At 52.7% G+C, this 25,485-nt stretch carries 20 protein-coding genes and 4 pseudogenes; 18 read left to right on the top strand and 6 right to left on the bottom strand.

What is annotated here, in order from left to right:
- Positions 1-164: 164 nt before the first annotated feature.
- A complete protein-coding gene (locus JCM15908_RS15565; RefSeq protein ID WP_373277406.1) occupies positions 165-557 on the bottom strand; it encodes a hypothetical protein in 393 nt (130 codons plus the stop codon).
- A 787-nt stretch (positions 558-1,344) separates the two neighbouring features.
- Between JCM15908_RS15565 and JCM15908_RS15020 the strand changes: the two genes are divergently transcribed.
- The 12 genes and pseudogenes from JCM15908_RS15020 to mnmA all read left to right on the top strand — a co-directional run bounded on the left by JCM15908_RS15020 (position 1,345) and on the right by mnmA (position 15,449).
- Positions 1,345-2,265 (top strand): immune inhibitor A domain-containing protein, encoded by a 921-nt coding sequence (locus tag JCM15908_RS15020; RefSeq protein WP_234396368.1) that lies wholly within the window; start codon positions 1,345-1,347, stop codon positions 2,263-2,265.
- Entirely contained in the window at positions 2,190-3,077 is an 888-nt protein-coding gene (locus JCM15908_RS15015; protein ID WP_306303704.1) for a M6 family metalloprotease domain-containing protein, read from the top strand. Before JCM15908_RS15020 ends, JCM15908_RS15015 begins: the two co-directional genes overlap by 76 nt.
- Positions 3,026-4,135 (top strand): leucine-rich repeat protein, encoded by a 1,110-nt coding sequence (locus JCM15908_RS15010; RefSeq protein ID WP_036892718.1) that lies wholly within the window; start codon positions 3,026-3,028, stop codon positions 4,133-4,135. The genes JCM15908_RS15015 and JCM15908_RS15010 overlap by 52 nt, the downstream gene beginning before the upstream one ends.
- Positions 4,136-4,365: 230 nt before the next feature.
- Positions 4,366-4,802 (top strand): annotated as a pseudogene (locus tag JCM15908_RS12150) (PaaI family thioesterase).
- Positions 4,802-5,842, top strand: coding sequence for an isochorismate synthase (locus tag JCM15908_RS03860; protein WP_025002337.1), 1,041 nt, complete (start codon positions 4,802-4,804; stop codon positions 5,840-5,842). The pseudogene JCM15908_RS12150 and the gene JCM15908_RS03860 overlap by 1 nt, the downstream one beginning before the upstream one ends.
- Positions 5,843-5,932: 90 nt before the next feature.
- The gene (gene menD, locus JCM15908_RS03855; protein ID WP_025002336.1) at positions 5,933-7,606 is read left to right on the top strand and encodes a 2-succinyl-5-enolpyruvyl-6-hydroxy-3-cyclohexene-1-carboxylic-acid synthase; all 1,674 of its coding nucleotides are present in this window, start codon (positions 5,933-5,935) and stop codon (positions 7,604-7,606) included.
- An 86-nt stretch (positions 7,607-7,692) separates the two neighbouring features.
- The gene (gene menB, locus JCM15908_RS03850; protein WP_025002335.1) at positions 7,693-8,520 is read left to right on the top strand and encodes a 1,4-dihydroxy-2-naphthoyl-CoA synthase; all 828 of its coding nucleotides are present in this window, start codon (positions 7,693-7,695) and stop codon (positions 8,518-8,520) included.
- 100 nt (positions 8,521-8,620) lie between these two features.
- Positions 8,621-9,678 (top strand): annotated as a pseudogene (menC, locus tag JCM15908_RS12145) (o-succinylbenzoate synthase).
- Positions 9,679-9,727: 49 nt separating this feature from the next.
- The gene (locus tag JCM15908_RS03840; protein WP_025002334.1) at positions 9,728-10,729 is read left to right on the top strand and encodes an AMP-binding protein; all 1,002 of its coding nucleotides are present in this window, start codon (positions 9,728-9,730) and stop codon (positions 10,727-10,729) included.
- A gap of 1,135 nt (positions 10,730-11,864) precedes the next feature.
- Complete coding sequence (locus JCM15908_RS03835) at positions 11,865-12,833, top strand: YitT family protein (protein ID WP_025002333.1); 969 nt, start codon at positions 11,865-11,867, stop codon at positions 12,831-12,833.
- Positions 12,834-12,943: 110 nt separating this feature from the next.
- On the top strand, positions 12,944-13,951 hold the full coding sequence (locus JCM15908_RS03830; RefSeq protein WP_025002332.1) for a porin: 1,008 nt from the start codon (positions 12,944-12,946) through the stop codon (positions 13,949-13,951).
- Positions 13,952-14,368: 417 nt separating this feature from the next.
- Positions 14,369-15,449, top strand: a pseudogene (gene mnmA, locus JCM15908_RS12140) (tRNA 2-thiouridine(34) synthase MnmA).
- 64 nt (positions 15,450-15,513) lie between these two features.
- Here the strand turns inward: mnmA and JCM15908_RS03820 are convergent.
- The 3 genes and pseudogenes from JCM15908_RS03820 to JCM15908_RS03810 form a co-directional block, all read right to left on the bottom strand.
- A complete protein-coding gene (locus JCM15908_RS03820; protein WP_025002331.1) occupies positions 15,514-15,843 on the bottom strand; it encodes a heavy-metal-associated domain-containing protein in 330 nt (109 codons plus the stop codon).
- A 135-nt stretch (positions 15,844-15,978) separates the two neighbouring features.
- Positions 15,979-18,040 (bottom strand): annotated as a pseudogene (locus JCM15908_RS12135) (TonB-dependent receptor plug domain-containing protein).
- A gap of 288 nt (positions 18,041-18,328) precedes the next feature.
- A complete protein-coding gene (locus tag JCM15908_RS03810; RefSeq protein WP_025002330.1) occupies positions 18,329-18,712 on the bottom strand; it encodes a hypothetical protein in 384 nt (127 codons plus the stop codon).
- Between the two features lie 1,332 nt (positions 18,713-20,044).
- On the opposite strand from JCM15908_RS03810, the gene JCM15908_RS15455 reads away from it, so the two are divergent.
- The 5 genes from JCM15908_RS15455 (at position 20,045) to JCM15908_RS03790 (ending at position 23,042) form a co-directional block, all read left to right on the top strand.
- Positions 20,045-20,497 carry a glycoside hydrolase family 25 protein gene (locus JCM15908_RS15455; RefSeq protein WP_306303703.1) on the top strand — a complete coding sequence of 151 codons (453 nt, stop codon included), beginning with the start codon at positions 20,045-20,047 and terminating at the stop codon, positions 20,495-20,497.
- Positions 20,498-20,734: 237 nt separating this feature from the next.
- Positions 20,735-21,238, top strand: a complete 504-nt coding sequence (locus JCM15908_RS03800) for a GFO_1088 family ECF-type sigma factor (protein WP_025002329.1) — start codon at positions 20,735-20,737, stop codon at positions 21,236-21,238.
- Positions 21,235-21,507, top strand: coding sequence for a PG0215 family putative anti-sigma factor (locus JCM15908_RS15710; RefSeq protein ID WP_506256109.1), 273 nt, complete (start codon positions 21,235-21,237; stop codon positions 21,505-21,507). The genes JCM15908_RS03800 and JCM15908_RS15710 overlap by 4 nt, the downstream gene beginning before the upstream one ends.
- A gap of 525 nt (positions 21,508-22,032) precedes the next feature.
- The gene (locus JCM15908_RS14785; protein WP_159101297.1) at positions 22,033-22,461 is read left to right on the top strand and encodes a hypothetical protein; all 429 of its coding nucleotides are present in this window, start codon (positions 22,033-22,035) and stop codon (positions 22,459-22,461) included.
- Complete coding sequence (locus JCM15908_RS03790) at positions 22,371-23,042, top strand: hypothetical protein (protein WP_025002327.1); 672 nt, start codon at positions 22,371-22,373, stop codon at positions 23,040-23,042. Before JCM15908_RS14785 ends, JCM15908_RS03790 begins: the two co-directional genes overlap by 91 nt.
- Before the next feature lie 417 nt (positions 23,043-23,459).
- On the opposite strand, the gene JCM15908_RS03785 is transcribed toward JCM15908_RS03790, so the two are convergent.
- On the bottom strand, positions 23,460-23,867 hold the full coding sequence (locus JCM15908_RS03785; RefSeq protein ID WP_025002326.1) for an Hsp20/alpha crystallin family protein: 408 nt from the start codon (positions 23,865-23,867) through the stop codon (positions 23,460-23,462).
- 228 nt (positions 23,868-24,095) lie between these two features.
- Positions 24,096-24,446 carry a DUF488 domain-containing protein gene (locus tag JCM15908_RS03780; protein ID WP_025002325.1) on the bottom strand — a complete coding sequence of 117 codons (351 nt, stop codon included), beginning with the start codon at positions 24,444-24,446 and terminating at the stop codon, positions 24,096-24,098.
- Between the two features lie 267 nt (positions 24,447-24,713).
- Between JCM15908_RS03780 and JCM15908_RS03775 the strand changes: the two genes are divergently transcribed.
- Positions 24,714-25,385 carry a Crp/Fnr family transcriptional regulator gene (locus JCM15908_RS03775; RefSeq protein WP_025002324.1) on the top strand — a complete coding sequence of 224 codons (672 nt, stop codon included), beginning with the start codon at positions 24,714-24,716 and terminating at the stop codon, positions 25,383-25,385.
- Positions 25,386-25,485 lie beyond the last annotated feature (100 nt).

Genomic DNA, 25,485 nt, shown 5'->3' with positions numbered 1-25,485 from the left:
CGTGCGCTCGTCGAGCCTCTTTTTAGACACGACGAGTTCCGAAAGGGCTGCCGGCTCGGTAACGATAAGCAGCGGCAGACGCGCCTTCCTCTTATGGGCGACAGACAACCGCGACAAGACTTCCGTCCGCAGAATCTCGTTTCCGGCATCGCGCTGGGCGTATTTCACCGCACGGCGGTAGGAAGAAGGAAGAACAGCACCTCTGCCGCCGCGTCCTCGCCGTCTGCTGAAGCGGCAAGGGTCTTCAGATCGTTATAGAAATAGCCTGCTTCATCGTTGTCGTTGAGCACGAAGAGGATGGTTCTGCCCCACCTCCCGGCTATCGAGGCGAAAAGCATCGGGGCAGACGACGCCACGAGTCCTTGCAGGAAAACCGTCTTCACCGACTTGTCTTCCAGCATTTTCAGCAACGCTCCTGCCTGCGGCAAGGCAGCGTAGATTTTTTGAATATCCTGTATGTTCATCGCATTGATTTGCGTTGAGAATGGCATAGAGCCTATTGCGAAGGACGGCAGAGGCTCATCGCCCCATTGCCCTGTGCGGTCTTGCCTCTGCAAAGGTACAACTTTTATGCGACACGGCAAGGCATCGGGAGCGGGAAACCCTCCTGTACCGATGAATCAAGGCGACGGCTCATGACCTGAACGAGTGGGGAAACAGGCTTCGATTTCATACATTCGCACCAGAGGCAGCCCTCCATCGTCGGTCAGGAGACCCGCAATTTCTGTAAAACTATTTCGTAATCGCTCATCCGCCACGGCTTCCCCATGCAACGAAAGCGGCACTTTCGCTGCACCGGGAAGCCTTTCCGGCATCGTCAGAACGGCTGTTTCGGAACACCGCAGGGGACGTTTCATCAATACATTCGTTAAATTTCTGATTGTCAACCCATTGAGACTAACGACCGGAAACCATAACACACGACGGTCATCTATCTTTTTTGTAAACATTTATAACTTCAAGACACATACCCAAAGCAGCTTATTGTGCCCCTCCCGTCCCCGTTCGTCCATAGCCCGATACCATCATCCGCCATCCTTCTACCAAAGCATCTTTGCATAGAAATATGCCTTCATGTCATTCTTTCCCAAAAGCTGCATGCCCCTTGGCCGATATTCCACCTCGCACAATTAGGAGAAATTTATCATTCTGCCCACCCGACCCATGCCACAGACATGGCAGAACCGCCTCTTACATGTTAAAAAACAATATTTACACCTCTATTATTTGAGTATTATAGCGAAAAATATTAAATTTGTGAGCTTCTTTTGGCAAAAACAAAAATAGATACAAATCAATAATTAAAAGCAAACATTCTAATGAAAAAAAGTTCTTACACTGGCGATGCTGTCTCTTGCCATATCGCTGCAAGTACAGGCCATCCGCCCCATCCCGAAGGCTTGGGAGTTCAAGCAGAGTGACGGGACAACCATGATGTGCTACAAGAACGGTGATGGGCACTTTGCCTTCTACACCTCTCTTGACGGGAAAATCTTAGTACTGAATCAGGCAGGCGACCTCTGCTACGCACAAATGGAAAACGGCCGGCTTGTTGCCTCAAAGTTCGTTGCCCACGAAGCCAACCTGCGCTCGGAGGCCGAAAAGGAATTCATCACCGCCAACGACATAGAGTCGCGCATTGACGAACTGGCCGCCATGGAGGCTCCCCAGCACAAGGCACGCAAGGCCATCATAGCCTCAACCGAAGACGGTCTGGGCAAATATGGCACGCCAAGCAAGGGCGCAGTGAAGAGCATCGGCGATCGGAAGATTCCCGTTATCATGGTGCAGTTCTCCGACCTGAAGTTCAAGGCTACCACGACGCAGGAGAAGATGAACCGCTTCTACAACGAGAAGGGCTATAAGGACGAGCAGCATTGTGTAGGCTCGGCACGCGACTACTTCATCTCGCAGAGCCGGGGAATGTTCCGGCCCGACTTTCACGTTGTAGGCATAGTTACGCTCGACAAGAGCTACAAGGCCTACGGAGCCAACGACTATTACGGAAACGACAAGGACGTAACGGGATTGGTTACCGATGCCATAAAGGCTGCCAAGGAACAGGGCGTGGACTTCGCCCAGTTCAAGGACGAAGAGGGTAACATCGAGCTGGTCAGCGTTCTCTATGCAGCCGCGGTGAGGCTACCGAGCGAAACGGTGCCGACTATGTATGGCCCTGCGAATACGACATCGACAGCGATATTGCAGGCTTCCACTTCAACTCCTTCTTTGTCGGCAACGAGCTGGGCAACGACGGTAGCCTGATGGGCATGGGCGTATTCTGCCACGAGTTCGGACACGCACTCGGCCTGCCCGACTTCTACTGCACGAATTACAACTATGGCAATGACGACGCTTTCAGCTACTGGTCCATCATGGATGCCGGTGCCTACGTCAACAACAGCCGTGCTCCTATCGGCTACACTGCCTACGAGCGTTCCTACATGGGCTGGCTCGACATCAAGGAGATAACTGAAGCACAGACGGTAACGCTGAATCCTGCCGACTCCGTCAACGGAACCTACGCGGTCATGGTACGCAAGCCAGGTACGAATAAAGAGTATTTCCTCTTCGAGAACCGCCAGCCGGGCACATGGTATCCCAACACCGACTCTGAAGGACACCATTTCGGAAGCGGCCTGATGATGACCCACGTTACCTACGATGCCAATGCGTGGAGCTCGAACAACCTCAACAACGTACAGACAAGGAAACGTGCATTGATTATTACTGCCAACAAGAAGAAACTGAGCTACACTGCTTCACAGGACAACCTCTATGGAAACGGCGTGGATGAGATTACCTCGCTGCCACTCTACAGCGGCGGAGGACTCACAACAGCCCCTATCTACAAGATAGAGAAGCACGACGACGCAACCATCACCTTCAACTTCATCTCAGAGGACGGCAAGTCAGTTCCTTACACCGTGGGAGACAAGGAGACCATCAACGGCATTACCTATCAGTACAACAACAAGCGCACATGGATAGTCATCCCGAAGGCAGAAGGAAAATATGAAGCGAAGTGGTCGTACCGGAGACATTCACCAAGGACGACGTTACCTATACCGTCGTAGGTGTTGCAGACGACGCCTTTGCCAACTGCGACAACCTGATCTCCGTGTCTCTCCCTGCCACCGTTACTGCCATTGCTGCCAACTCTTTCCGCGGAAGCAAGGCAATAGAGAAAATTCAGGTAGCAGGAGAGAACAACACCTATCAGTCGCTTGACGAGGCTCTCTATACCCGCAGCAACGACTACGGACAGAGTGGAGGCCCCATCTTGAGGAATATGGAAGAAAACTTCAACTTCAACAAAAACTCATGGGATCTTCCTACTTCACGCAACGGAAATGTCAACGGAGGGCATATCACTGCCCCCATCGAGATGGGAGAAGTTACTCTTACCACGACCGATGGGTCTACCATCACCCGTCTCTGGGATTCTGGTGCAAAGGTTTCATTCCGCTGCTACACCGGGGCAACGCTCACATTCAGTGTTCCTGAAGGCTCTACTATTACCAATGTCATCTTAGGCATGGGTGCTACCCCGAAACTGACAGCCGGTGAAGGCACTCTCAAAGAAAAGGAATGGACTGGAAACACCAACAGCATCAAGTTCACGGCAACAGGTGCCAACCTCATAGACTCTATCGTTGTCAAGTTCATCTCTTCCGGAGAGAACGAGGCTGCACTGCTCTATTATCCTGCTGCAAAGAAGGGTAGCTATACCCTGCCCGTCAAGGTTACGCGCATTGGCGATTATGCCTTCGAGGGAACATCGCTCAACGAGATTGTGCTCTCCGACTCCCTGAAGGCCCTCGGTGCAAACTCTATCAGCTCTTCCAGCCTGACCAGTCTTGTTGCCAAGACCAAGATTCCTGCCACCGCAACCTCCGACCCATTCACAGAGACCAATTCGGAGACTTGCAAACTGTTTGTTCCAGAAGGCAGCAAGGAGGCTTATGCAGCCGACCAGTACTGGAAGAAGTTCGTAAATGTAGCATTGGGAATCAGCGAACTGAAGACAGTCGAGACCGAAGACGACGTGTACTACGACTTGCAAGGCCGCAGGGTGGTTCGTCCTGTACACGGCATATACATCAAGAACGGCAAGAAGGTCGTACTTAAATAAAAGGTTTCGGAACCCGGTTCTGAACCAACCATAACCCAAGACTCCCCTTTCGGAATTATCCGAAAGGGGAGTTTTAGGCATAATAAAGAGGGGATAACCACACGAAAGACTTGGATTTGAGTTTGTTTTTTAGTATCTTTGCAAAGTGCTTCGCATAGGCCGGAGAGACACGCAGAGACTTCCTGCGGCTTGTCCATCGGGTAGCGGCACACCTATTTATATATAATATTATGGACATAGAAATACAGAAGCAACTTCTGGAGAATGAGGACGGACTGAGCCGGACGCTCGGCATGGAGTTCATTTCGACCCCGGAACCTGACACGCTGATGGCAAAGATGGCAGTAGACGACCGCAACAAGCAGCCGTTCGGCTTCTTGTCGGGCGGTGCATCGCTGGCATTGGCAGAAAATCTGGCCGGTGTCGGTTCGATGGCAGCCTGTCCCGGAAAAATGGCTTTGGGCATCAGCGTCAGCGGAGACCACGTTAAGGCTATGCCCTACGGAGGTACCGTTACGGCCTACGGGCGGTTGGTGCACAAGGGAAAGACATTGCACGTATGGCATATAGAGATAAAAACGACGAGGGCGAACTGATTTCAATGGTGCAGGTTACCAACTACGTGATTGAACCACAGAAGAGTCCTGTTCTGAAAATGGACGAATGATGAAGCCGTTTGCCGTCTATCGCTTTCCCGACGAGAAGAGCTACCACGTCGTTTCCCTGCCGGTTGCACCCCGCATCCTTGCTTCGATGGCTGAAATCAACGAAAGTGAAGGGTTCGTCATAGCTCCCTTTGCTCCTTCCGATGATAGTCCTATCCTGTTATTGGGCAGCAAAAAGGCAGAGGGGGGAGATTTTTCCATGAACGACGAAGAGGGTCTCAGCCTGTTGCCAGACGAGAGCGACACGACCGATTTCAAGTCCCGGGTTACCGAAGAGCGTGAGGCATATCGGCAGGACTTCCTCCGTTTCCAGCAGGAACTGGGAAACGGCATGTTCGGCAAACTCGTTCTGGCCCGCTCTTTCGTAGAGATGAAGACGGGACGGCTGTCGCCCCGGGAGATTTTCGTACGTGCCTGCCATTGCTATCCACACCAGTACATAGCCCTGTTCTATACTCCGCAGACGGGGATGTGGCTGATGGCAAGCCCTGAAATACTCTTGGAGGGCAGACAGGGACGGTACAGAACAATGGCGTTGGCAGGAACCATGCCATATAGAGAGGGAAGCCTTGACTGGTCGGAGAAGAACAGGGAGGAACAAAAGTGGGTGGCCGACTACGTAAGGGAACGCCTGCAGCCCATTGCCGACCGCATAGAAGAGCAAGGACCCTACACGGTACAGGCAGCCGGACTGGCACATTTGCGGACCGATTTCCGCTTCTGTCTCAACGACAACATCCATCTCGGACATTTCCTTGATACCTTCCACCCCACCCCTGCCGTCTGCGGCATGCCGAAAGAGGCTGCACGGAAATTTATCCTCGCCCATGAGCATACGCGGAGAAGATATTACAGCGGATTCACTGGCCCGGTTTCCAAAGATGGTTCCTGCCGGCTCTATGTTACATTGCGCTGTATGCAGATGGGCAGATGTTCGTACCGGCTATTTGCCGGTGGCGGACTACTGAAAGAAAGCACGGAAGATAACGAGTGGAAAGAGACAGAGGCCAAGCTCCAGACCATGAGGCGGCTATTATTGTAACATCGTTCCTGTCTGCCCGAAAGGCCCAATCAGCCTCATCATCTCTCCTTATTCTCATCATCAGACAACACCCATCAGACAACATCCACAATGTACAGCAATAAAGAAAACGTAAACATTCTCACGGCACTACTTCTGAAATTCAGAATCAGCAAGGCAGTAGTATGTCCCGGTTCCCGCAATTCTTCCATCGTACATAACCTCTGTGCCTGTCCCGGCATAGAGTGTTTCCCCGTTACCGACGAGCGTTCGGCAGGCTTTACTGCCCTCGGCATGATAGCCGCCGACGACGAACCGGTGGTTGTCTGTGTTACTTCAGGCTCGGCATTGCTCAATGTTGCCCCTGCCACTGCCGAAGCCTACTATCAGAATCGTCCGCTAATCATTGTCTCCGCAGACCGCCCGGAACAGTGGATAGGTCAGTCTGACGGGCAGACCATCTTGCAACAGGGAGCACTTTCCCCCAATGTGCGCAAGAGCGTCAGCCTTCCTGAACCCCACAACGACGAGGAACGATGGTATTGCAACCGCTTGGTCAACGAAGCACTGAACGCTGCCATCAGCGGAGGAGGAGGCCCCGTCCACATCAACGTGCCCATTTCAGAACCGCTGTTCGACTATTCCGTCCTGTCATTGCCCGACGAACGAAAAATAGAACTATTGGAATCCTTCATCGATGATATTGCCATGCAAGACGTGGCAACACAATTCTTCCAAGCTAAAAAGCCCATGTTGGTACTCGGACAGATGAAGCCGGAGATAGCAGGAGACGTACTGGGGCAACTGGATCAAATCAAAGGCAAGGCTGCTGTCTTGCAGGAGAAACTTGCCGACGACGATATCTGCCCGTCGCAACACATTGACGAGATTCTTTCTGTAGTAGAATCTGACGACCGCTACCGCCCGGACTACATCATATATATGGGAGGAAGCATTGTCAGCAAGCAGCTGAAGAACTTTCTGCGCGGCTGCAAGGACATCCCATCCGTACTCATAGACGAATGGGGAGAGGTTCACGATACATTCAAAAACATGACCTGCCTTTTCCATGGCTGCCCTGTCGATGCCTTGGACATTCTTTCCGAGGAAGCCAAAGAGGCGAAACCGTCAGCCTACAGCAAACTCTGGCAACACGCAATGGACAAGGCGGAGAAACACGCACGGGCTTTCCAACCTGCCTACTCGCAGCTTCTGGCCGTGAAAATGTTCCACCAAATGATGCGGAAAGACAATATGGACGGCGAACTGGTCTATGGCAACAGCACCGCCGTGCGCTTAGGAAACATCTATTCCGACCAGTACATCTACGTAAACCGTGGAGTCAACGGCATTGAAGGAACACTCTCGACAGCTGTCGGCTACTCCGTGGCAAGCCGGGAAACCGAAGATGTCTACTGCGTCATAGGAGACCTGAGCTTCTTCTACGACCAAAACGCCCTGTGGAACCAAAACCTTGACAGCAACCTATCCATCCTTTTGCTCAACAACGGAGGCGGCGGCATCTTCCGGCAATTGTCCGGTCTGGAGAAGAGTCCGTTCAGAAACAAGATGGTGGCAGCCGCTCACGAAACCTCTGCAAAGGGAATCTGCGAGGCGAACGACGTAGTCTACCTCTCCGCCCACGATGCCGAGGAACTGCAAAAAGGGCTGCACGAGATGTTCAACTCCGAAGAGGGACCAGTTCTCTTGGAGGTTTTCACCAACCCGGAGGAAGACGCACGCATACTGAAAGAATATTATCAGAGCTGCAAATCACAATTTTAATCAATGAGAAAATAGGCGTTCATAAGCACATGCAGTTGCTTATGAACGCCTATTATCGTTTAATAAATTCCCAAAAACAAAAGATTATGACCAATAGAGAATGGAAAACGATTGAGGGTTTCGACTTTCAGGAAATCCTCTTTGAAGAGTTTAACCATATCGCAAAGATTACCATCAACCGCCCACGTTACCGAAACGCCTTCACACCCCGTACCGTCTGGGAGATGTCGCAGGCGTTCAGCTATTGCCGCGAAGCCCTCGACATACGCGTGGTTCTTCTCACAGGTGCCGGTGACAAGGCTTTCTGCTCCGGCGGAGACATGCACGTGAAAGGGCGCGGAGGCTATGTCGGCGGCGACGGAGTGCCCCGCCTGAATGTCCTTGACGTACAGATGCAGATTCGGAGACTGCCGAAACCCGTCATCGCCATGGTCAACGGATATGCCATCGGAGGCGGACACGTGCTCCATGTCATGTGCGATCTCTCCATCGCCTCAGACAATGCCATCTTCGGGCAGACGGGGCCAAAGGTCGGTTCGTTCGATGCCGGCTTTGGAGCCTCCTATCTCGCCCGTATCGTAGGGCAGAAAAAAGCGCGCGAAATATGGTTTCTGTGCCGCCAGTATTCCGCTGCCGAGGCCGAACGGATGGGACTTGTCAACAAGGTTGTGCCGTTTGAACGGCTCGAAGATGAGTGCGTGGAATGGGCGGAAACCATGATGGAGCGTTCGCCCCTTGCGCTAAGAATGATGAAAGCCGGCTTTAATGCCGAACTAGACGGGCAGGCAGGTATTCAGGAACTGGCCGGAGATGCTACCCTGCTCTACTATACGATGGACGAAGCGCAGGAAGGCGGAAAGGCCTTCCTCGAAAAACGGAAGCCCGACTTCGACAAATATCCGCAGTTCCCATAAGATTTCAAAAGGCTGATAGGGCTTCAAGGCTCTATCAGTCTTGCTTGTCTCTGCCCACCACCCGGAAAAGAACAGAAAAACCAAACTTCCACCCAGCCCAATGAACAAGAATAATATAAAGCTCAGCATCACCTCCCGACTCCTCCACTTCAAGCAACCGGCTGGAACATCAAGGGGAGTCTACACGACGCGGAAGAGCTTCTACGTCAGCATTTCCGACCTGCTGCATCCCGAAAGGAAAGGCACCGGCGAGTGTGCCGCCCTGCCAGACCTCTCCTGCGACGCCCTGCCGGACGATGAATACGAACAACTGCTGAGACGTTTCTGCGACGACGTAGAGCTGACCGGGAAAATTGACCTTGAGGCAATGCGTCCCTATCCCTCCATGCTCTTCGGTCTGGAGACGGCAATGGCACAATACGAAGCCGGCGGAAGCTCAATCTCTTCGCTACCCCGTTCGGACGGGGCGAGGAGGGCATCACCATCAACGGACTGGTATGGATGGGAAGTTTCGAGGAAATGTACGACCGGCTGGAGGAGAAACTACAGTCAGGCTTCCGATGCGTGAAGCTGAAGATAGGGGCTATAGACTTCGACAAGGAGATGGAGCTGATACGGCACATCCGGCAGGCCTTCCCAAGCGGACAAGTCGAGCTGCGCGTAGATGCCAACGGAGGATTCTCACCCGACAATGCCATGGCGCGCTTGGAGGCATTGGCACAATACGACATCCACTCCATCGAACAGCCCATCCGCCAACGCCAGTGGGCAGCAATGGCCAACCTCTGCCGCCACACGCCCCTGCCGATAGCCTTGGACGAGGAACTCATCGGCACCAACGAGCGCGACCGCAAGGCAGAGCTTCTCGATACCGTCCGTCCGCAATTCATCATCCTCAAGCCAAGCCTCCACGGAGGCATGGCCGGGACACGGGAGTGGATAGCCTTGGCACGTGAGCGCGGCATCGGCTCGTGGATAACCTCCGCATTGGAGAGTAACATCGGGCTGAACGCCATAGCACAACTGGCCGCCGACATCTACGGCCCGCGCATCACGATGGCTCAAGGTCTGGGAACAGGGCAGCTCTTCACCGACAATGTGCCGATGCCCTTGGAGATACGGGGCGACCAGCTCTGGATGGCAACAGACCAGAAATAGAAATCCGGGCAACCAGTCCAAACCGAACATCATAATTTCCCGACAGAATATGACACTAAAAGAATTTCTTTCTGACTGGCACAACGCCTCTCCCCGGCTTCTGGTACATACCAGCGGCTCTACGGGAAAGCCCAAGCCGCTATGGGTGGAGAAACGGCGGATGCTGAACTCTGCCCGTATCACCTGCGACTTTCTCAACCTCAAGCCGGACGATACGGCCCTGCTCTGCATGCCCCTCGACTATATCGCAGGGAAAATGGTCGTTGTGCGGAGCATAGAACGGCAGCTGCAACTACTCCCCGTCCCTCCCTCGGGGCATCCGCTGTCCGACGACTCGCTCTCGGCACTGCCCAGCCGGCCCGACGAAATCAGCTTTGCAGCCATGGTTCCCCTACAGGTCTACAATTCGCTGCAAGTACCGCAAGAGCACGACCGGCTCAGAAACATCCGCCACCTCATCATTGGCGGTGGTGCCATAGACGACGCCTTGGCTGCCGCGCTCAAAGACTTCCCCCATGCGGTATGGAGCACTTACGGCATGACGGAGACCCTGTCGCACATTGCCCTACGACGTCTGAACGGCGGCGAGGCCAGTCTGTGGTACCGGCCTTTTGAAAGCGTCGGTGTCAGCCTTTCGCCCGACGGCTGTCTGACGATAGACGCACCCTTGGTATGCAACCATACGCTGACCACCAACGACCGTGCCGAAATAGTCAGAGACGCAGACGGCATCACCCGTTTCCGCATACTGGGACGGAAAGACAACGTGATAGACTCGGGCGGCATCAAGATTCAGGCAGAGGAAGTAGAAGCCATGCTGAAGCCGCACCTATCCCGTCCCTTCGCCATCACAAGCCGTCCCGACCCCAAATTTGGCGAGACGGTCGTATTGGTTACCGAAGACGAGAACATCAGCGAAACTGGCAGGCTCTGCCGGAATGTCCTGCCCAAATACTGGCAGCCGCAGGAAATCCTGCACACCGGCCATATTCCGATGACCGAAACCGGCAAAATAGCCCGAAGCCTGCTGCGGAAACAGATGTCTCAATAGACCTTCTAACTAAACAGATCATAAGCAGCCTACAATGCGCGACAACCGAACGGCACCACAATATCCTCCATATCAGCCGGTAACGTAAGCCGCCAAGCATACGAAAAATAATGACAAACAAAGCCTTCGCCCTCCTCCAACGGAAGGGGAAGGCTTTTTCTTCAACACATCCCTACAGCACTGACAATCAGACGATTAAAAGCCTGCAATCCCAACCAACCTTACCTGCATACCGAAAATACCATTCCGACGGTATCAAAACGGCACTTTCACCATGCGGACAAGCCCCTTTCGACCACCGAACCGGGCACTCTCATCATACGGACAAGAAAAAACACGACATTTCCGAACCTAAGAAGACAAGCCTGCAACGGCCTCGCCCTCCCACCCAAGCTCCTCCTTGCCGTCAAAGTTCCCCAATACATGGTAACCAAAACTCCCCCTCGAAATAGTCTGAACCACGGCGTATTAGTTTGCGGTTTATTCCATTTTTCAGACAACAAGTTATAGATTGATACTAAAATTACTTAATTTCCGTTTCCCGATAGCATTTCTTCTGCCCGACACCAAAGTCAGGAACACACTACCACTATAGGAAAGAGACCAAAGAAAAAGGCAACAGGCACACATTTATCAATAAGGACCGGCAATTTCACTGGCAGAAATCCGTCTCGCAGCCCTATCGGCAGCCCCTCCCGAGACAACGGCACTGACACTTCCGGCCAGCCTTCCCCGTTCCACTTTCTGCCAGTTACAAATTGTAAGTCTGCTACCACAATCTGTCCAAAGAGACAGCCCAAACGGGCAAATTACACCCTATAAAAAGGTAAAATAGAGGGTAATGGAATAAAAATCGTAATTTCTTTTGCAGCGTATAAAATCTTTTACTAACTTTGCCCCACTAAAAGCCCAATACAGAGAATACTCGCCCAAACAGCAGGACATCCGTCATGCACACAAACACAAATGAGGCGACACCGCTCTCCTGCCATTCAAGCTGCCGAAAAACCTCGGAAAAGCCCACGGGTGAACAGGTTCGGAAGGCTGCCGGCGAAAACATGCGGTGGCAACGGGCGGACAGGCATTAAATTAATAATCAATTTCAGAAATACAACAAACAAAAAATTGTAAAGCCATGAGTAATAGTCTCATCAACCGTGATCTGTTTACGGCAGAGCGTATGAAAAGCACGCTCGAAATGGTAATGCACCTTTTGACTACCAAGAAGTTCTGGGTGGAGTTGATAATCATGACCGTCGGAATGTTCGTCGCAGCCCTCGGTGTCTACTTCTTCCTCATCCCGAGTAAGCTGATAGTCGGTTCTATTACGGGTCTGTCGCTCGTTTTGGCAAAGCTGCTGCCATTCATCTCCGTCGGTACCATCATCTTCGTCATCAACGCTGTTTTGCTGGTGCTCTCGTTCCTGCTTATCGGCAATGAGTTCGGTGCCAAGACAGTTTACACTGCCCTTATTCTCGGCCCTATGATTGACTTCCTCGGCTCCTTGTTCCCGATGGAAGAATCTATCTTTGCCGTGCATGTGGCGGGACAAGTCATAGCCAACCCATGGTTCGACCTGCTATGTTTCGTCATCATCCTAAGTGCCTCGCAGAGTATTCTCTTCAGCATCAACGCCTCGACGGGCGGTCTTGACATCCTTGCCAAGATTATCAACAAGTACACCAGCATCAATCTCGGAACGGCAGTATCGGTTGCCGGATGGTTAATCTGCTGTACGGCATTTGCCATCAACGACGTAAACCTCGTTGTAATCGGTCTGATTGGAACATGGCTTAACGGTATGATACTGAGCCACTTTATGACAAGCCTCAGCCAAAAGACCCGGGTTGTCATCACCACACAGCACTACGAGAAAATACGCGACTTCGTCGTAGAAGAGCTGAAACGCGGCATCACCCTGACCGAAATGGTCGGCGGATACAGCCACGAGAAGGGTATGAGACTCGAAATCATACTGACACGCGACGAGTTCTCCAAACTGCTGAACTTCCTCAACAAGGAAGATTTGCATCCGTTCATCTCCATCGATACCGTCAGCGAGGTGTACGGAATATGGAACAAGAAAACAAAGAAATTCCTATAATAACATAAAGAAATTCTTATAACGAGGAGGTCTTCTCCACACTGGTATGTGGAGAAGGCCTTTCCGAATTAAAACAACCTTTGAAAACAAATCATACAAGACTACCATACATGAAGACTACATGCACCCTCCTGCTACTGCTTGCACTCGGATGGACTACTGCCAAGGCACAGGAAAAGCTGCCTGTCGACCTGAAAGTAGAGGCACGCGGCGACTATCAGCGGACAAGTATTGACGGAGAAGACATCAAGGACGAGTGCGGATTCAAGGGCAACATCGTCGACGTGGTACTGAAAGGCGAGCTGTCGCCCAAGTTCTCATACGCCTACCGACAGCGTCTGAACGGCATCAACAAAGACTACAAGTTCTTCGATGCCACAGACTGGCTCTTCCTCAAGTACAAAGCTACGGACCAGTTGGCCGTTTCGGCAGGAAAATACGTGGTACTCGTAGCAGGATGGGAACTTGACCCAGCCCCTATCGACTGCTATTACCTCTCAGAATTCTGCTATAACTTCGCCTGCTACCAGTGGGGAGTCAGTGCCGAATACCAGACCAAGAGCGGTAACGATGCCTTCACCCTACAGGCTTGCCAGAGTCCTTTCTCCAAGCAACATCCCGATACATACGCCTACAACCTGATGTGGCACGGCCGCCACGGCTTCTACGAGCCATTGTGGTCGGTCAACGCGATTGAATACGAAAAGGGAAAGTTCTTCAGCTACATATCCTTAGGCAACCGTTTCCACATCGGCGAAAAGGTACAGGTCGACTTCGACTTCATGAACCGCGCTGCCAAGGGACAGACCTTCTTCGGACGCGACTGCACTATATCGGGACAGATTTCCTATCGCCCCACACAGAAGTTCCATCTCTTCACGAAGATGAGCTACGACGTGAACAATACAGGGTCGGCTGCGGATAAGGCCGTTCAGGACGGTACTGAAATCACACGCGTAGGAGCCGGCTTTGAATACTTTCCGCTGAAAGACAACCGTGTGCGCATACACGGCAACTACAGTTATTCTTTCGGAAAGAACAGTAATCCGAACGGTGTCGTACAGGACAAGCTGTCGGCACTGAACGTCGGAGTTACGTGGCGAGTAAAGGTTCTCTAAGTTTTTACGAGTCTGAATGGACGGACAGCAAGTGGAGAAATCCTCTTTCTGTCCGTTCATTTGTTTCTCTCCCCTGCCCGCGACACGCTTACACACGGAATGAACAACCGACGACGCCACTTCTGCCAACCATTTCCTGCTGACCGGACGCTGCGGGGCAGACGTCTTTTCGCACAGAAACGGCAGGCGGCGGCAGACAGCACATTGTTTATTGTTCCCTTGCCCATTTCAAAATTCTATTATACCTTTGCAGCAAGATACTCACAGCAAATAGGCTTCAGGAGGCAGGAAAGGACATCGGGACGCCATCCGGCAATTATCCCCAAGCCCCATAGAGCACATAATGACAGCTCCGTCCGTCAGTGACCATACACCCGGCTATAGACGAAAGTGAACCAAAGAAAGAATGATAAGACAATGAACACCAACGAAATAAAAGACAAGCGAATAGCCGTTCTGCTTTCGGGCGGAGTAGACAGCTCGGTAGCAGTATATGAGTTTGACAGACTCGGACTGCATCCCGACTGTTTCTACATCAAGATTGGGCCGGAAGAAAAGGAAGACTGGGACTGCAACTCGGAGGAAGACCTCGAGATGGCAACATCGGTGCACGGAAATACGGTTGCAGACTGCAGGTTGTCGACTGCCACCAAGAGTATTGGAGTCAGGTTACGGGCTACACCATGGAGAAGGTAAAGGCAGGTTTTACCCCCAATCCTGACGTGATGTGCAACCGGCTTGTTAAGTTTGGTGCTTTCGATGCAAAGATGGGACACGACTACGACCTCATAGCCACGGGTCATTACGCCCAGACAGAGTGGATAGAGGGGCGGAAATGGCTCTGCACCAGCCCTGACCCAGTGAAGGATCAGACCGATTTCCTCGCTCAAATATACGACTGGCAGCTGAAGAAGGCCATCTTCCTATAGGGCACTATGAGAAGAATGAAGTACGGGAAATAGCCGAACGCGAGCACCTTATCAATGCACGGCGAAAGGATTCGCAGGGAATCTGCTTTCTCGGCAATATAGACTACAACGAGTATGTGCGACGCTATTTGGGCGAACAGGCAGGAGACGTGATAGAACTGGAGTCTGGAAAGAGAATCGGCACGCACAGGGGGCTGTGGTTTCATACCATCGGGCAGCGCAAGGGACTCGGTTTCGGTGGCGGTCCGTGGTTTGTCGTCAAGAAGGATGTGGCGCAGAACATCCTCTATGTCAGCCACGGCTACGACCCGGCAACTGCCTACAAGAAGGAGTTTCCGCTGCACGACTTTCATTTCCTCACCGAGGGAATCACCTCACTGCCTCAGCACGTAACCTTCAAGATACGGCACACGCCGGAATATCACCCTGCTACCATTGAGCCGCTTTCCGACGGCAGGTACATGGTCCATTCGGAGAAGAGCATACACGGCGTCGCCCCGGGGCAGTTCTGCGTCGTCTACGATGAGCGGCATCACCGCTGCTACGGGTCGGGAGAGATTGCGCTATAACCCCAATCTACAAAAATGCCGGTGCTTCCACATGGAAACACCGGCATTTGCATTGTTCTTTGAATTACATATTCGAACATTCCTCGCCCTCGTGAACGGGGACTTTGGCATCTTTAGTCGTCTTTTCCGCCTTATAGCCGAACTTCTCGAACGACTGACGGAGCTTTTCCTCGGTAGTCTTGTCCGCATCGTAGGTTACGTAAACTTTCTGCTCTTCGACATCGGTCTTTATTTCTTTCACGCCCTTTTCAAAGCGCAGGTTGCCTTTAATCTTGTTTTCGCAACTCTCGCAGTGCATCTGCGGTGTGGTTGTAAAGACTACGGTTTTGATGTCTTTGGCTGATACGGCAATGGCAGCCATTGCCAGCAGCATGGTCAGGATACTTTTCTTCATTGTTTGTTTTTGTTTGTTATTGTTGCTATGGAGGAGGAGTTGCAACGGTGTCGCAACCCACAGGACCATTGATTATTTGTTTTCCAGACAAACAACTGGTCAACCAGTCAACCCGTATGCTTGTCAACCCATCAGCTAAATCCGCTTCCCGAAATTCAGCCGAATACCAGCGTAGACCATGGCACCTTGCACCGGTCCGTAAACATGGTAGGTTCAAAAGTCTGCGACCAAGGGTCATGGTATCCCATGATAGGATTCTTCTGCTTATAGTTCGTCAGATTTTCGCCACCAAGGTAGACCGAGAAGTGGCGGAAGTAGCGCGTAACTTGTCCGCTCAGCTGACCGTAGGCACGATAGTGTCCTGCCCATGAGGGCGTACCGTCGGTAGAAACATACGGGGTCGGCATCCGGCCACTGCCATTGAGGGCAAAAGTGGCATCGAACTGCCAGAGACCGAGCGGTGTCTTATAGCTTGCGGTAAGCAGACCTTTGTACCGGCTCTGCAACGGCTTGGCGAGCAGGCGGCCGCCGAAAGTCTCTTTCACAAGATTATAGCGATAGGCAGCTGTCAGCTCAAAGCCGCGGAAGAAAGGATAGGAAGCGTCAATCTGAAACGTATGAGAATAGCTCTTTCCGTCAAGATTGCCGATGCGGAGCGTCAACGGGTCGGTATCATAGTCAACAACCGTCTGATTGACAAAGTGGGTATAGTAATACTCCGCGTTCAGCTTCAGTGCCTTATTCTGCAAAGGTATCAGGAAAGAAAGACTCGCACCGTAGTTCCATGCCTTCTCCTGCTTGAGTTCATCTATCACGAGCCGCCTGCCCGATGCCATCAGGAAGTTATTCTCAGCCAAAGCGTGCGGACTCCGATAACCCTTTCCGGCAGAAAGGCGGAGCGTAAGGAAGTCGGCAGGCATCCACTTCACATGAAACCGTGGTGTTACGAACGTACCATAGACACTGCTGCGGTCTATGCGCAGCCCTGTCATCGCCACAAAGCGGTGCCCAAGGCTATACGTATACTGCATGTAAGCTCCCGGTGTAGTCTCTCGCTCCACGTTTCCCAAGAGAGGATAGCGGTTGCCGTAACCTGTTGGGGCGGCAGTACCCTCGGCAAGCGTAAGATTCTGACGCAGATAATCGTGGCTCAGGCCCAGTCCGGCAGAAAGGTTATGCCCAGTGGCAAAGTTTGTTTCAAAAATCAACGAGGCATAGGCGTTCTTCTCGTGCACGTCGTAGTGCTTAAGACCATAGTCTGCCGACTGTTTGTGCATGGACAAATTGCCTATCAGAGCGATATTCGTACCACGCGACGGGTCAAGAATGAGGGCATGCTTCATGTATCCTTCATAGCGGTCAGTACCGATACGGATGCGGTAAGGAGCAGTTTCAGCAGCAAGATGATGCGAGCCGGCTACCTGTCCGCTCGTCCGTTCTTCGTTCAGGAAGCCGATACCGGCATGCAGCATGTAGTTACCTGACTTGTAGAACCATCGGTTTTGCAGATTGTACTGACGTACCTGAGGGTCGTCCTGAAACCCGTCGCCATTGCCATCGTGATGGCTCCAGCTGTTCTCGAAGTGGGTAAGAATCTCCGTACTGAAGTTCTTGCTGCCGCCAATGTGGATGTTTCCATCAGCGTTTATTTCCAACTTGCTCATCGAATTGCCATAGATGTTGAGAGCAGCACCCTGTTCATCGTCAGGCTTAAGGTACTCTACGTTTATCTGTCCCGTCATGGCTTCATAGCCGTTCTTTACCGACGAGTTCCCCTTGCTCACTTGCAGGCTCTTCATCCAGCTTCCCGGCACATAGCCAAGACCGTAAGGCAGGCTGCGCCACGGAAGTTCGGCAGATTCTCCGTGAGCATCTGCACGTATGTTCCACTCAGTCCGAGCAGCTTTATCTGCCGTGCTCCCGTAGTGGCATCAGAATAATTGACGTCTACGGACGGATTATTGACAAAGCTCTCTCCCAAGTTGCAGCAGGCCGCCTTGAAAAGTTCGCCGCGCAAAATATCCTGTCCATTGACAGCTCCGCCCATACGACGCACACCGACGCGCCGTGCAGTAACGGTTACATTGTTGAGTTCTTGGTCTCTAAGGGTTGCCATAGTGTCGACGGACACCTGCTGCGCAAGGGCAGACGAGGCAAAAAGCAGGGCAAAGCCTGCAAGAATTATCTTATCAGTCATTTGTTTTTATTTTGTGAATACGTTAATCGGGGATAACCATTCAGCTGTCCCAAACAGGCCGGCATGCACTTCACTCTCCCTTGCATGACCAGACAGATTCAGCGAACAGCCACCTACAAGAGACTTCCGCATGGTAACCGGCAGACGGCCGGAATATCCATGAAACCTGAACAAATCGAACAAAAGCAGCGAAGGCGACCCATTCACTGAACAGTTACAACAATCTGACCCGACAGGCCGGACAAAACCAGCCCATCAGGCAAAAGCAGCGATGACGCTATCACAAAATCAAATCTGAAGAACCGTGAGGCTTTGCAGGTACTGCCGCGGCGGACTATGCCAGCAATAGGGCATCAACCGTATCGGCGATGCTATAAAAAACAATATCGGTAAAGCCAGAAGAATCGTTACGAGAGGTGCAAGAAGTAAAAACAGCATAGGCTGAAAATCTTGCTGAACGGTCTGTGCCTGACTCACTTCGGAGAGCTTCAGCACCATCACCTTGAGGCAATCCTTGTCCGACTCCGTCCCACAGCCTTCGTCAGCTTTCGGCATCTTGCCAATGGCAACGTTTCCCGTATGTGCACACTGCATCAACACAACACCCGTTGCCGCCCAAACAATCATTACGGACAGCAACAACGACAGCAATATGTTGATGTATTTTCTCATCTTGAACGACAAAGTTACGATATTTATATTTACCTTTGCAAGGATTAAAGACTTTTTTGCATAAATGTTTCATCCACATATCAGCAAGCGGACAGGATACATCGCAGGAAGCATCGCCCTTGCCCTATTCGCCGCCTACGCCCTTTTCAGGCTCCTTCCCCCTTCTTCCCGGCAGATAGAAGAGGCTGCGGCACGCATTGAGCAGCAGTCATACTATCAGCTCGAAGTCAATGGCAGACCGGCAGTCTACTTTGCCAACCATGCAGGCTCCGTTTTCTCGGGAGGTGCAACCAACAAGGATTCCATCCGAACACGGCAGACCGACCTTGCGGGCTACTGGATTAACCGCTACCGCCTCGTCCCGTCAAGTTTCGGACGTATCGTGGCCCAATGGAAAAACCGCCCCTCCACCGTCGTCAACATGAACAACCGCCAGCTTCACCAGCTTGTACTCCGCGAGTTTATCCGCACCGACCATCAGCTCGCAGGCCTACAGACGCAGTACAACGAGCTCTCCTACTACCTCCGGGTGCACAGCATCCAAGACTACGGATACATCAAAATAGCCGACCGCCATGCCGCCATCAGCCACCAGATGGACTCGCTCCGAAAGATAATGCACGCCCTTCACGACATTCCCCACGATGCCCGGCTGCGCGTAAGACAGATGAACCGCTACACCGTCGTGCTGCACAAATCTGGCAAACGCATTGCCTGCAACCGTCTGGAAACCGACAGTCATGGTTTCATCCTCTTACAGACGGCCAGCAGAATTACCCCCCTCAATGTCCACACACGGCTCGTGCGCAGCGACGCAGAACAGTCCTTAATCAAGGCCAAGATTATAAAGCCCAAACCCGTCTTCCTTCCCAAGAACGCCATCATCGACTCCACGGGCTACTACACCGGCGAGACCCGGAACGGAAAACCTCACGGCTACGGGCAACACTACGGATACAACGGCAGCTACTACGACGGACACTGGGCCGACGGACAACGCGACGGCTTCGGATTCTTCATAGCCCCGTATGCCTATCTACAGGTGGGCGAATGGAGAAAAGGCGTCTACAAGGGCGAGAGGCTGACCTACAATGCCGACCGCATTTACGGCATCGACCTCTCGAAGCATCAGCACGAAATCAAGAAAAAAATCTATCCCATCCACTGGAACCGCCTGCGCATCACCGATTTGGGCAGCCAAAGCCCGAAGAAGACAAAGGGGCGGGTAGACTATCCCATCTCTTTCGCCTACATCAAGTCGACCGAAGGCTGCACGGTTCTGAACAGCTACTATTCCGACGACTACCGGGCCGCACGCGCCCACGCATCAGGGTGGGCACATACCACTTCTTTTCCACCACCTCGCCGGGAGCTGCGCAGGCAGCCTACTTCCTCAAATGCAGCCATTTCGGCAAGGGCGACCTGCCACCGGTACTCGACGTCGAGCCTTCCGACGCACAGATAGTCAAGATGGGCGGTGCGGAGGTCATGTTCCGCCACATACGCGACTGGCTGAAAGTAGTGCAGAAACACACCGGCAAGCGTCCCATCCTCTACATCAGTCAAATGTTCACCAAACAATACATGCCCCTTGCCCCCGATTTGGGCGACAACTACCCCGTCTGGATAGCCCGATATGGTGAGTACAAGCCCGACATGAAGCTCGTCTACTGGCAGCTCTGCCCCGACGGACGGGTCAGGGGAATACACGGTGAGGTGGACATCAACATATTCAACGGCTACAGAAACCAGTACGAAGAGTTTCTGAAGCGGCATTGTTTCTAACCTTCCGTCATCGCACAAAAGAGAGAAAAACGGGACAGAACAGCCCGAAGTGCCAACAACAACCCAAATATAAGTACCTGACTACAGGCCATACTTCGACAGAGCATGGGAACACAGCCCCTGCCCTGCAGAAGTACGGCTTTGCCTGCATAATGCTTTTCTTCTTAAATAACGTTAATACCGATTGAACATTTGCCCTCTTACTTGTCTTAATAGCGAAACAGTCCACCACCGAGCATGGAAGAAAACGAATTTGCCCAACTTGCCCCCGTCCTACGGCAGACCTCACTAAGCGTCTGCTTCAGGATGGGAGCGTCAGCCGAAGAGGCCGAAGACATCGCACAGGATGTGATGCTGCGGCTATGGCAGCTACGCGGCAGCCTCGGCAGATTCCACTCCCTGAAGGCCGTTACCGCCAGAATGGCCCACAACATGCTCCTGAACGCACACCGGCGGCAGCGCAGCATACCATTGGACAAAGCCATGCAGAAACAACAGACGGCCGCATACGGAAACCCCGAAAGCCTGCTCGAAGAGCGCGAAGACGAGCAATGGCTCGCAGAAAGGCTCGGCCGACTGCCGACAACGGAGCACGCCATACTCTACATGCGGCAGACGGAGCACCGCCCGATACAGGAGATAGCCCACATACTCGGCATCACCATCCCGTCGGTCAGCACCCTGCTCTCCAAGGCGCGACGACAACTACTGGAAGAAATAAAAAGGAGGAACCGAAAATGACAACCTACCCACGCAACACCATACAGACGCTGCTCGACCGATTCATGGACGGGCAGACAACACTCGACGAAGAACGCTTGCTGGCAGACTTTTTCAGTCTTCCGACGACATTCCCGAAGAATGGGAGGACTATCGCGAGATGTTCGCTTACTTCGACCGGGGCATGGACGACGCTGCCCCCCGGCCATCGGCACGCACAACCGCCGGCACGGGAACGAAAAGCCGGCGACGCTATTGGGCTGCGGCAGCCGTCGCCCTACTTGCCATAGGATTATCAGCTCTCCTGCTGCACGACAGCCTGATGGAGACTGCCGTCCTGTCCGACAATTCGATTCCCACCACCACAAAGCCGGAGACAAACGGACAGGACACCCCGGAGAACACACTGCGATGTGAAAGCAGTCAAGCGGCATGTCCGCCTCCATCCCCCGACAGCACGACAGCCATACGCACCACCCTTCCCACCGTCCATACCGAAACGAGGCAGCAGACAAGCCGAACGGCACCACCGTCCACGGCAGCCACCGCCCACGCCACGGCAAAGGCAGACAAGACACAGCCGGGCACGGCCTCCCCATCGGCCGACATACAGCCATCGCAGCCCACACGCCGCAAAACAGAGAATTCGACACTCCTGTTCATCGAACGCCAATACCGCGAAGCCGCCAGAGAGATAGCCATGGCACAGACCGAGACTGCCATATCCGCCATTCAGGCACACGGCTATCAGATAGTTTACTACGAAGACGGAAGCATCGGATACACAACACAGAATACAGAACTCACAAACATCATTGAACTATGAAAAAAAATTCAGCAACCGCACTGGCCTGCCTGATGATGGCAGCCATGCCGACGGCCTCCTCCGCACAGACCCAGCTGGAGAAAGCTTCAAGCAGTTTATCAAGGAAAACAAGGTCAGCACCAACGAAATCAAGGCGAAGCTGCCGGGAAAAGGAAGTTCGACAACTACCTGTCTACCTACACCTTCACCCTCAAAGGGAAGGACACGCAGCGCATACAGCCCATTCTGGATGCCTTCAGCAAAGACGAGAACGAGGCATACAACGTCATCCGCCAGACCGACGGCGACCACAAGGGCATTGCCAGCCTCACTCTCACCAACTATCCTATGGTCATCGTGGGCGAGAAATACGACAACAGCACCCTCATGTGCTTTGCCGACCCTGCCGACTCCACTTACCGATACGCCTACGCCATAGAATGGGACAACGACCACGGCTCTTCCGACAATTATGTGAAGGGACGTCTGACCACCTCCTACTCCGTGCGGCCGACCGGCAGACGGGAAACAAGGAACGAGACCTTCGGGCACTTCTCTTTCCCTTCCCTATACTTCGACAAGAAACACAGGGGAACCGTATACCAGAACATCGGGAAATTAGGCTCGCTGGAAGACATCAACAAGGCGAAGAAAGAGTTTGAGAAGAGCACCGGATGGCAGTTGGAACAGATAGACAGCCTTGTCAGGAACGGACAAACGCTCTACAACATCGACGGCCGCTTCGTCTCGCCCGACGAAATGTACGGCCCGACGTGGCTGTCGCAGTTCAACTCCATGCGGCGGCTGATAGAGAAACATCCCAACAACAACAGTACGTCGTACTACGTCTCCACCATCTACGACCTCTGCAAGCATGCCGGCCGGCTCGATGCCGACGAACGCAAACTCGTCGTAGACGAAATCAACCGCTTGTCGCAGCTCGTCAGCGACAGCTTCCTGAAGAAAATGCTCGCCCAATCGGCCGAGAACGTGAGGAAGGCAAAGGATGAAAAAGAATAGAACAGGAAGCAAGGGCGAGCCTCCTGCACCGCTCCGAAGAATGGACGAGAGGCGGAAGTGAACTCACGACAATGCCTTCCCGACGACGACCATAACATATTGTCTCCCAACACATTACAAACGACACAACGAAACGGGCACTTTCGCGATGCGAAAGTGCCCGTTTCATCGTGTCAAAGGGGCTTTGCGGCAAGGCCGGAACAGTTCTATGACCCTCCGCAACGGACGGCAGGCACTTCCCGCCTCTGTCTCCCGAATCTCCGAACGGCATCGTCCCTCCTGACAGAAGAAAAGAGAAAGTCCCCGGACATTCGCATATCCGAGGACTCAACAATTCTAACTATTACACTAAACTACATCATTAAAACGTCTATTACGTTGCTTTCGCTCTCTGACAGCTCCGTCAACGGACGGGGGTTATCCCACCTCAATCTGCCGGGCTATCTTCTGCACATTCTGCTGTACCTTCGGCAGCGAGACCGTCAGTACGCCATCGCTCATGCGTGCACCAATCTTCTCCTTGTCGACATCGTCCGGCAAGATGAGCGTCTGCTCATATTTGCTATACGAGAACTCGCGGCGGAGATAGTGTGCAGCCTGATCTTTGGTCTCCTCCTTCTTTTCCATCTTGATGGTCAGGTCGCCATCGTTGTCGATGTTTACCACAAAATCTTCCTTGCTAAGTCCCGGTGCAGCCAACTCTACGGTGTATTCGGTAGCCGTCTCCAGTACGTTGATGGCAGGAGCGGTTGCATTTGCCCGGGGCATATTGTTGTTATAGAAGAAGTCGTTGAACACTTCCGGTAACCAAGAATTTCTGTACATAGTCTTAATCTCCTATATTTAATTGGTTCTTAATGTTTACACCAAGAGTAGTGCAAGTTGCATACCAAGGGTAAAAATAAGACAATTTGACATCAACATCTGCCAATTTGACACTCCCGGGCATCCAACTCCACTTACGGCAAGGGTGCACAGACCCGCTGAGGAAAAGAGCCGGAGCACCTGCAAGGAGAGATGCACCCATAAGGTTGCACCCCACTTGCCAAAGGGTTATTCCGCAGTAGCAGACAGGAGACTATCCCGAAGCACCACTGCATTGTTGTGCTCCTCGTCGTGGGCAGCGTAGACGAGCGTAACCACTTCGTGCCGACAGACCTGCGCAAGAAAGTCCGGGTAAGCGGCATTGGCTGCCAGCTCCGCCCGATAGCGTTCGGCAAACTTCGGAAACCGCCCGGGAGCATGCCCGAACCATTTTCTCAATTCTCTACTCGGGGCGACCCGTTTCTCCCAGAGGTCTATCCTCGCCTTTTCCTTACCGAGTCCCCGTGGCCAGAGACGGTCAACGAGAACACGGAATCCGTCGCCGGCATCGGCCGGGGCGTAGGCTCTTTTTATCCTAATGGTCATCATCATTGTGCGCAATAGGCCTCCCTAATTGCCCCGAAACACAGAATGTGCAGACAGACAGGCGAAAACGGGCGGCAGCAGGAACAGCTGAAGGTAAGACGGACAGCCGCCCTCTCTGATTGTTCCGGTTTTCCTTGAATGTTTTTATTTTGGTGCAAAGCTACCCTTTTCTGCTCATTCGCAAGGCAACATTTGTGCCTTCGACGGCTTAAATATCGTTAATGCCTTGATTTGTACGAGATTTTCAGTACATTTGCATACATGGAAGAGAAGATTATCAGGGCCTTGGGAGCCTGTCCGCTATTTGCCGGAATGAGTTCGATGGAAATAGCCATGAGCCTCGGCAACACAAGATGCAAGGTTGTCAGTCTGCCTTCGCACGAGGTCTATGCCCTTGCCGGGATGCCCTGCCGATATGTCGACATCGTGGTGAAGGGTTCGCTGATTTGCCGCATGGCCTCCCTGTCGGGCAAACAGGTGGAGGTGAGCCGGCTGCGCGAGGGAAACATCGTTGCACCGGCATTTATCTTTGCCAAGGACACGAGCCTGCCCGTGAGCGTGGAGACCGACGGGGAGGTGGAGCTGCTGCGGATGATGCCGCCGGAACTGAAGACGCTGATAGACAACGATGAGCATCTGCGCATGAATTTTATCCGTACTCTGTCGGACATAGACGTCTTCCTGACGCATAAGATGAAGGTCTTGAGTCTCTTCACGGTCCGGGAGAAGGTGGCATACATGCTCATGAAGCTGGCAGGCGAACAGGGCAGCAACGAGATTCACCTGAAACGGTCGAGACAGGAGATAGCCGACTCGTTCGGCATACAGAAGTTCTCGCTGCTGCGCGTGCTTTCTGAGTTTGAGAAAGAGGGCGCACTGAAGATTGAGGGCAAGAAGATTACGATTGTAGACGGAAAGAAAATGAGACCATAGACAAAACAAACTCTCCCCAAGACTTGCAGGAAGTCTTGGGAGAGTAGTTTACCAAATAAACGGCACAGGCGAAAGAAGGGGATGGAATGTAACTGCTGCA

Source organism: Prevotella dentasini JCM 15908 (assembly GCF_000614065.1).
Taxonomy (GTDB): domain Bacteria; phylum Bacteroidota; class Bacteroidia; order Bacteroidales; family Bacteroidaceae; genus Prevotella; species Prevotella dentasini.
The sequence above is the reverse complement of the archived record's forward strand: the minus strand, read 5'-3'. Positions and strand labels throughout refer to the sequence as shown.

What these genes read in the sequence shown, in the direction of transcription:
- JCM15908_RS03820 (WP_025002331.1), bottom strand. Translation starts at nt 15,843, where the DNA reads ATGAAGAAAAGTATCCTGACCATGCTGCTGGCAATGGCTGCCATTGCC.
- JCM15908_RS03810 (WP_025002330.1), bottom strand. Translation starts at nt 18,712, where the DNA reads ATGAGAAAATACATCAACATATTGCTGTCGTTGTTGCTGTCCGTAATG.
- JCM15908_RS03860 (WP_025002337.1), top strand. Translation starts at nt 4,802, where the DNA reads ATGAAGCCGTTTGCCGTCTATCGCTTTCCCGACGAGAAGAGCTACCAC.
- JCM15908_RS15020 (WP_234396368.1), top strand. Translation starts at nt 1,345, where the DNA reads ATGCTGTCTCTTGCCATATCGCTGCAAGTACAGGCCATCCGCCCCATC.
- JCM15908_RS03785 (WP_025002326.1), bottom strand. Translation starts at nt 23,867, where the DNA reads ATGTACAGAAATTCTTGGTTACCGGAAGTGTTCAACGACTTCTTCTAT.
- menB (WP_025002335.1), top strand. Translation starts at nt 7,693, where the DNA reads ATGACCAATAGAGAATGGAAAACGATTGAGGGTTTCGACTTTCAGGAA.
- menD (WP_025002336.1), top strand. Translation starts at nt 5,933, where the DNA reads ATGTACAGCAATAAAGAAAACGTAAACATTCTCACGGCACTACTTCTG.
- JCM15908_RS03830 (WP_025002332.1), top strand. Translation starts at nt 12,944, where the DNA reads ATGAAGACTACATGCACCCTCCTGCTACTGCTTGCACTCGGATGGACT.
- JCM15908_RS03775 (WP_025002324.1), top strand. Translation starts at nt 24,714, where the DNA reads ATGGAAGAGAAGATTATCAGGGCCTTGGGAGCCTGTCCGCTATTTGCC.
- JCM15908_RS03790 (WP_025002327.1), top strand. Translation starts at nt 22,371, where the DNA reads ATGGTCATCGTGGGCGAGAAATACGACAACAGCACCCTCATGTGCTTT.
- JCM15908_RS03800 (WP_025002329.1), top strand. Translation starts at nt 20,735, where the DNA reads ATGGAAGAAAACGAATTTGCCCAACTTGCCCCCGTCCTACGGCAGACC.
- JCM15908_RS03840 (WP_025002334.1), top strand. Translation starts at nt 9,728, where the DNA reads ATGACACTAAAAGAATTTCTTTCTGACTGGCACAACGCCTCTCCCCGG.
- JCM15908_RS15710 (WP_506256109.1), top strand. Translation starts at nt 21,235, where the DNA reads ATGACAACCTACCCACGCAACACCATACAGACGCTGCTCGACCGATTC.
- JCM15908_RS03835 (WP_025002333.1), top strand. Translation starts at nt 11,865, where the DNA reads ATGAGTAATAGTCTCATCAACCGTGATCTGTTTACGGCAGAGCGTATG.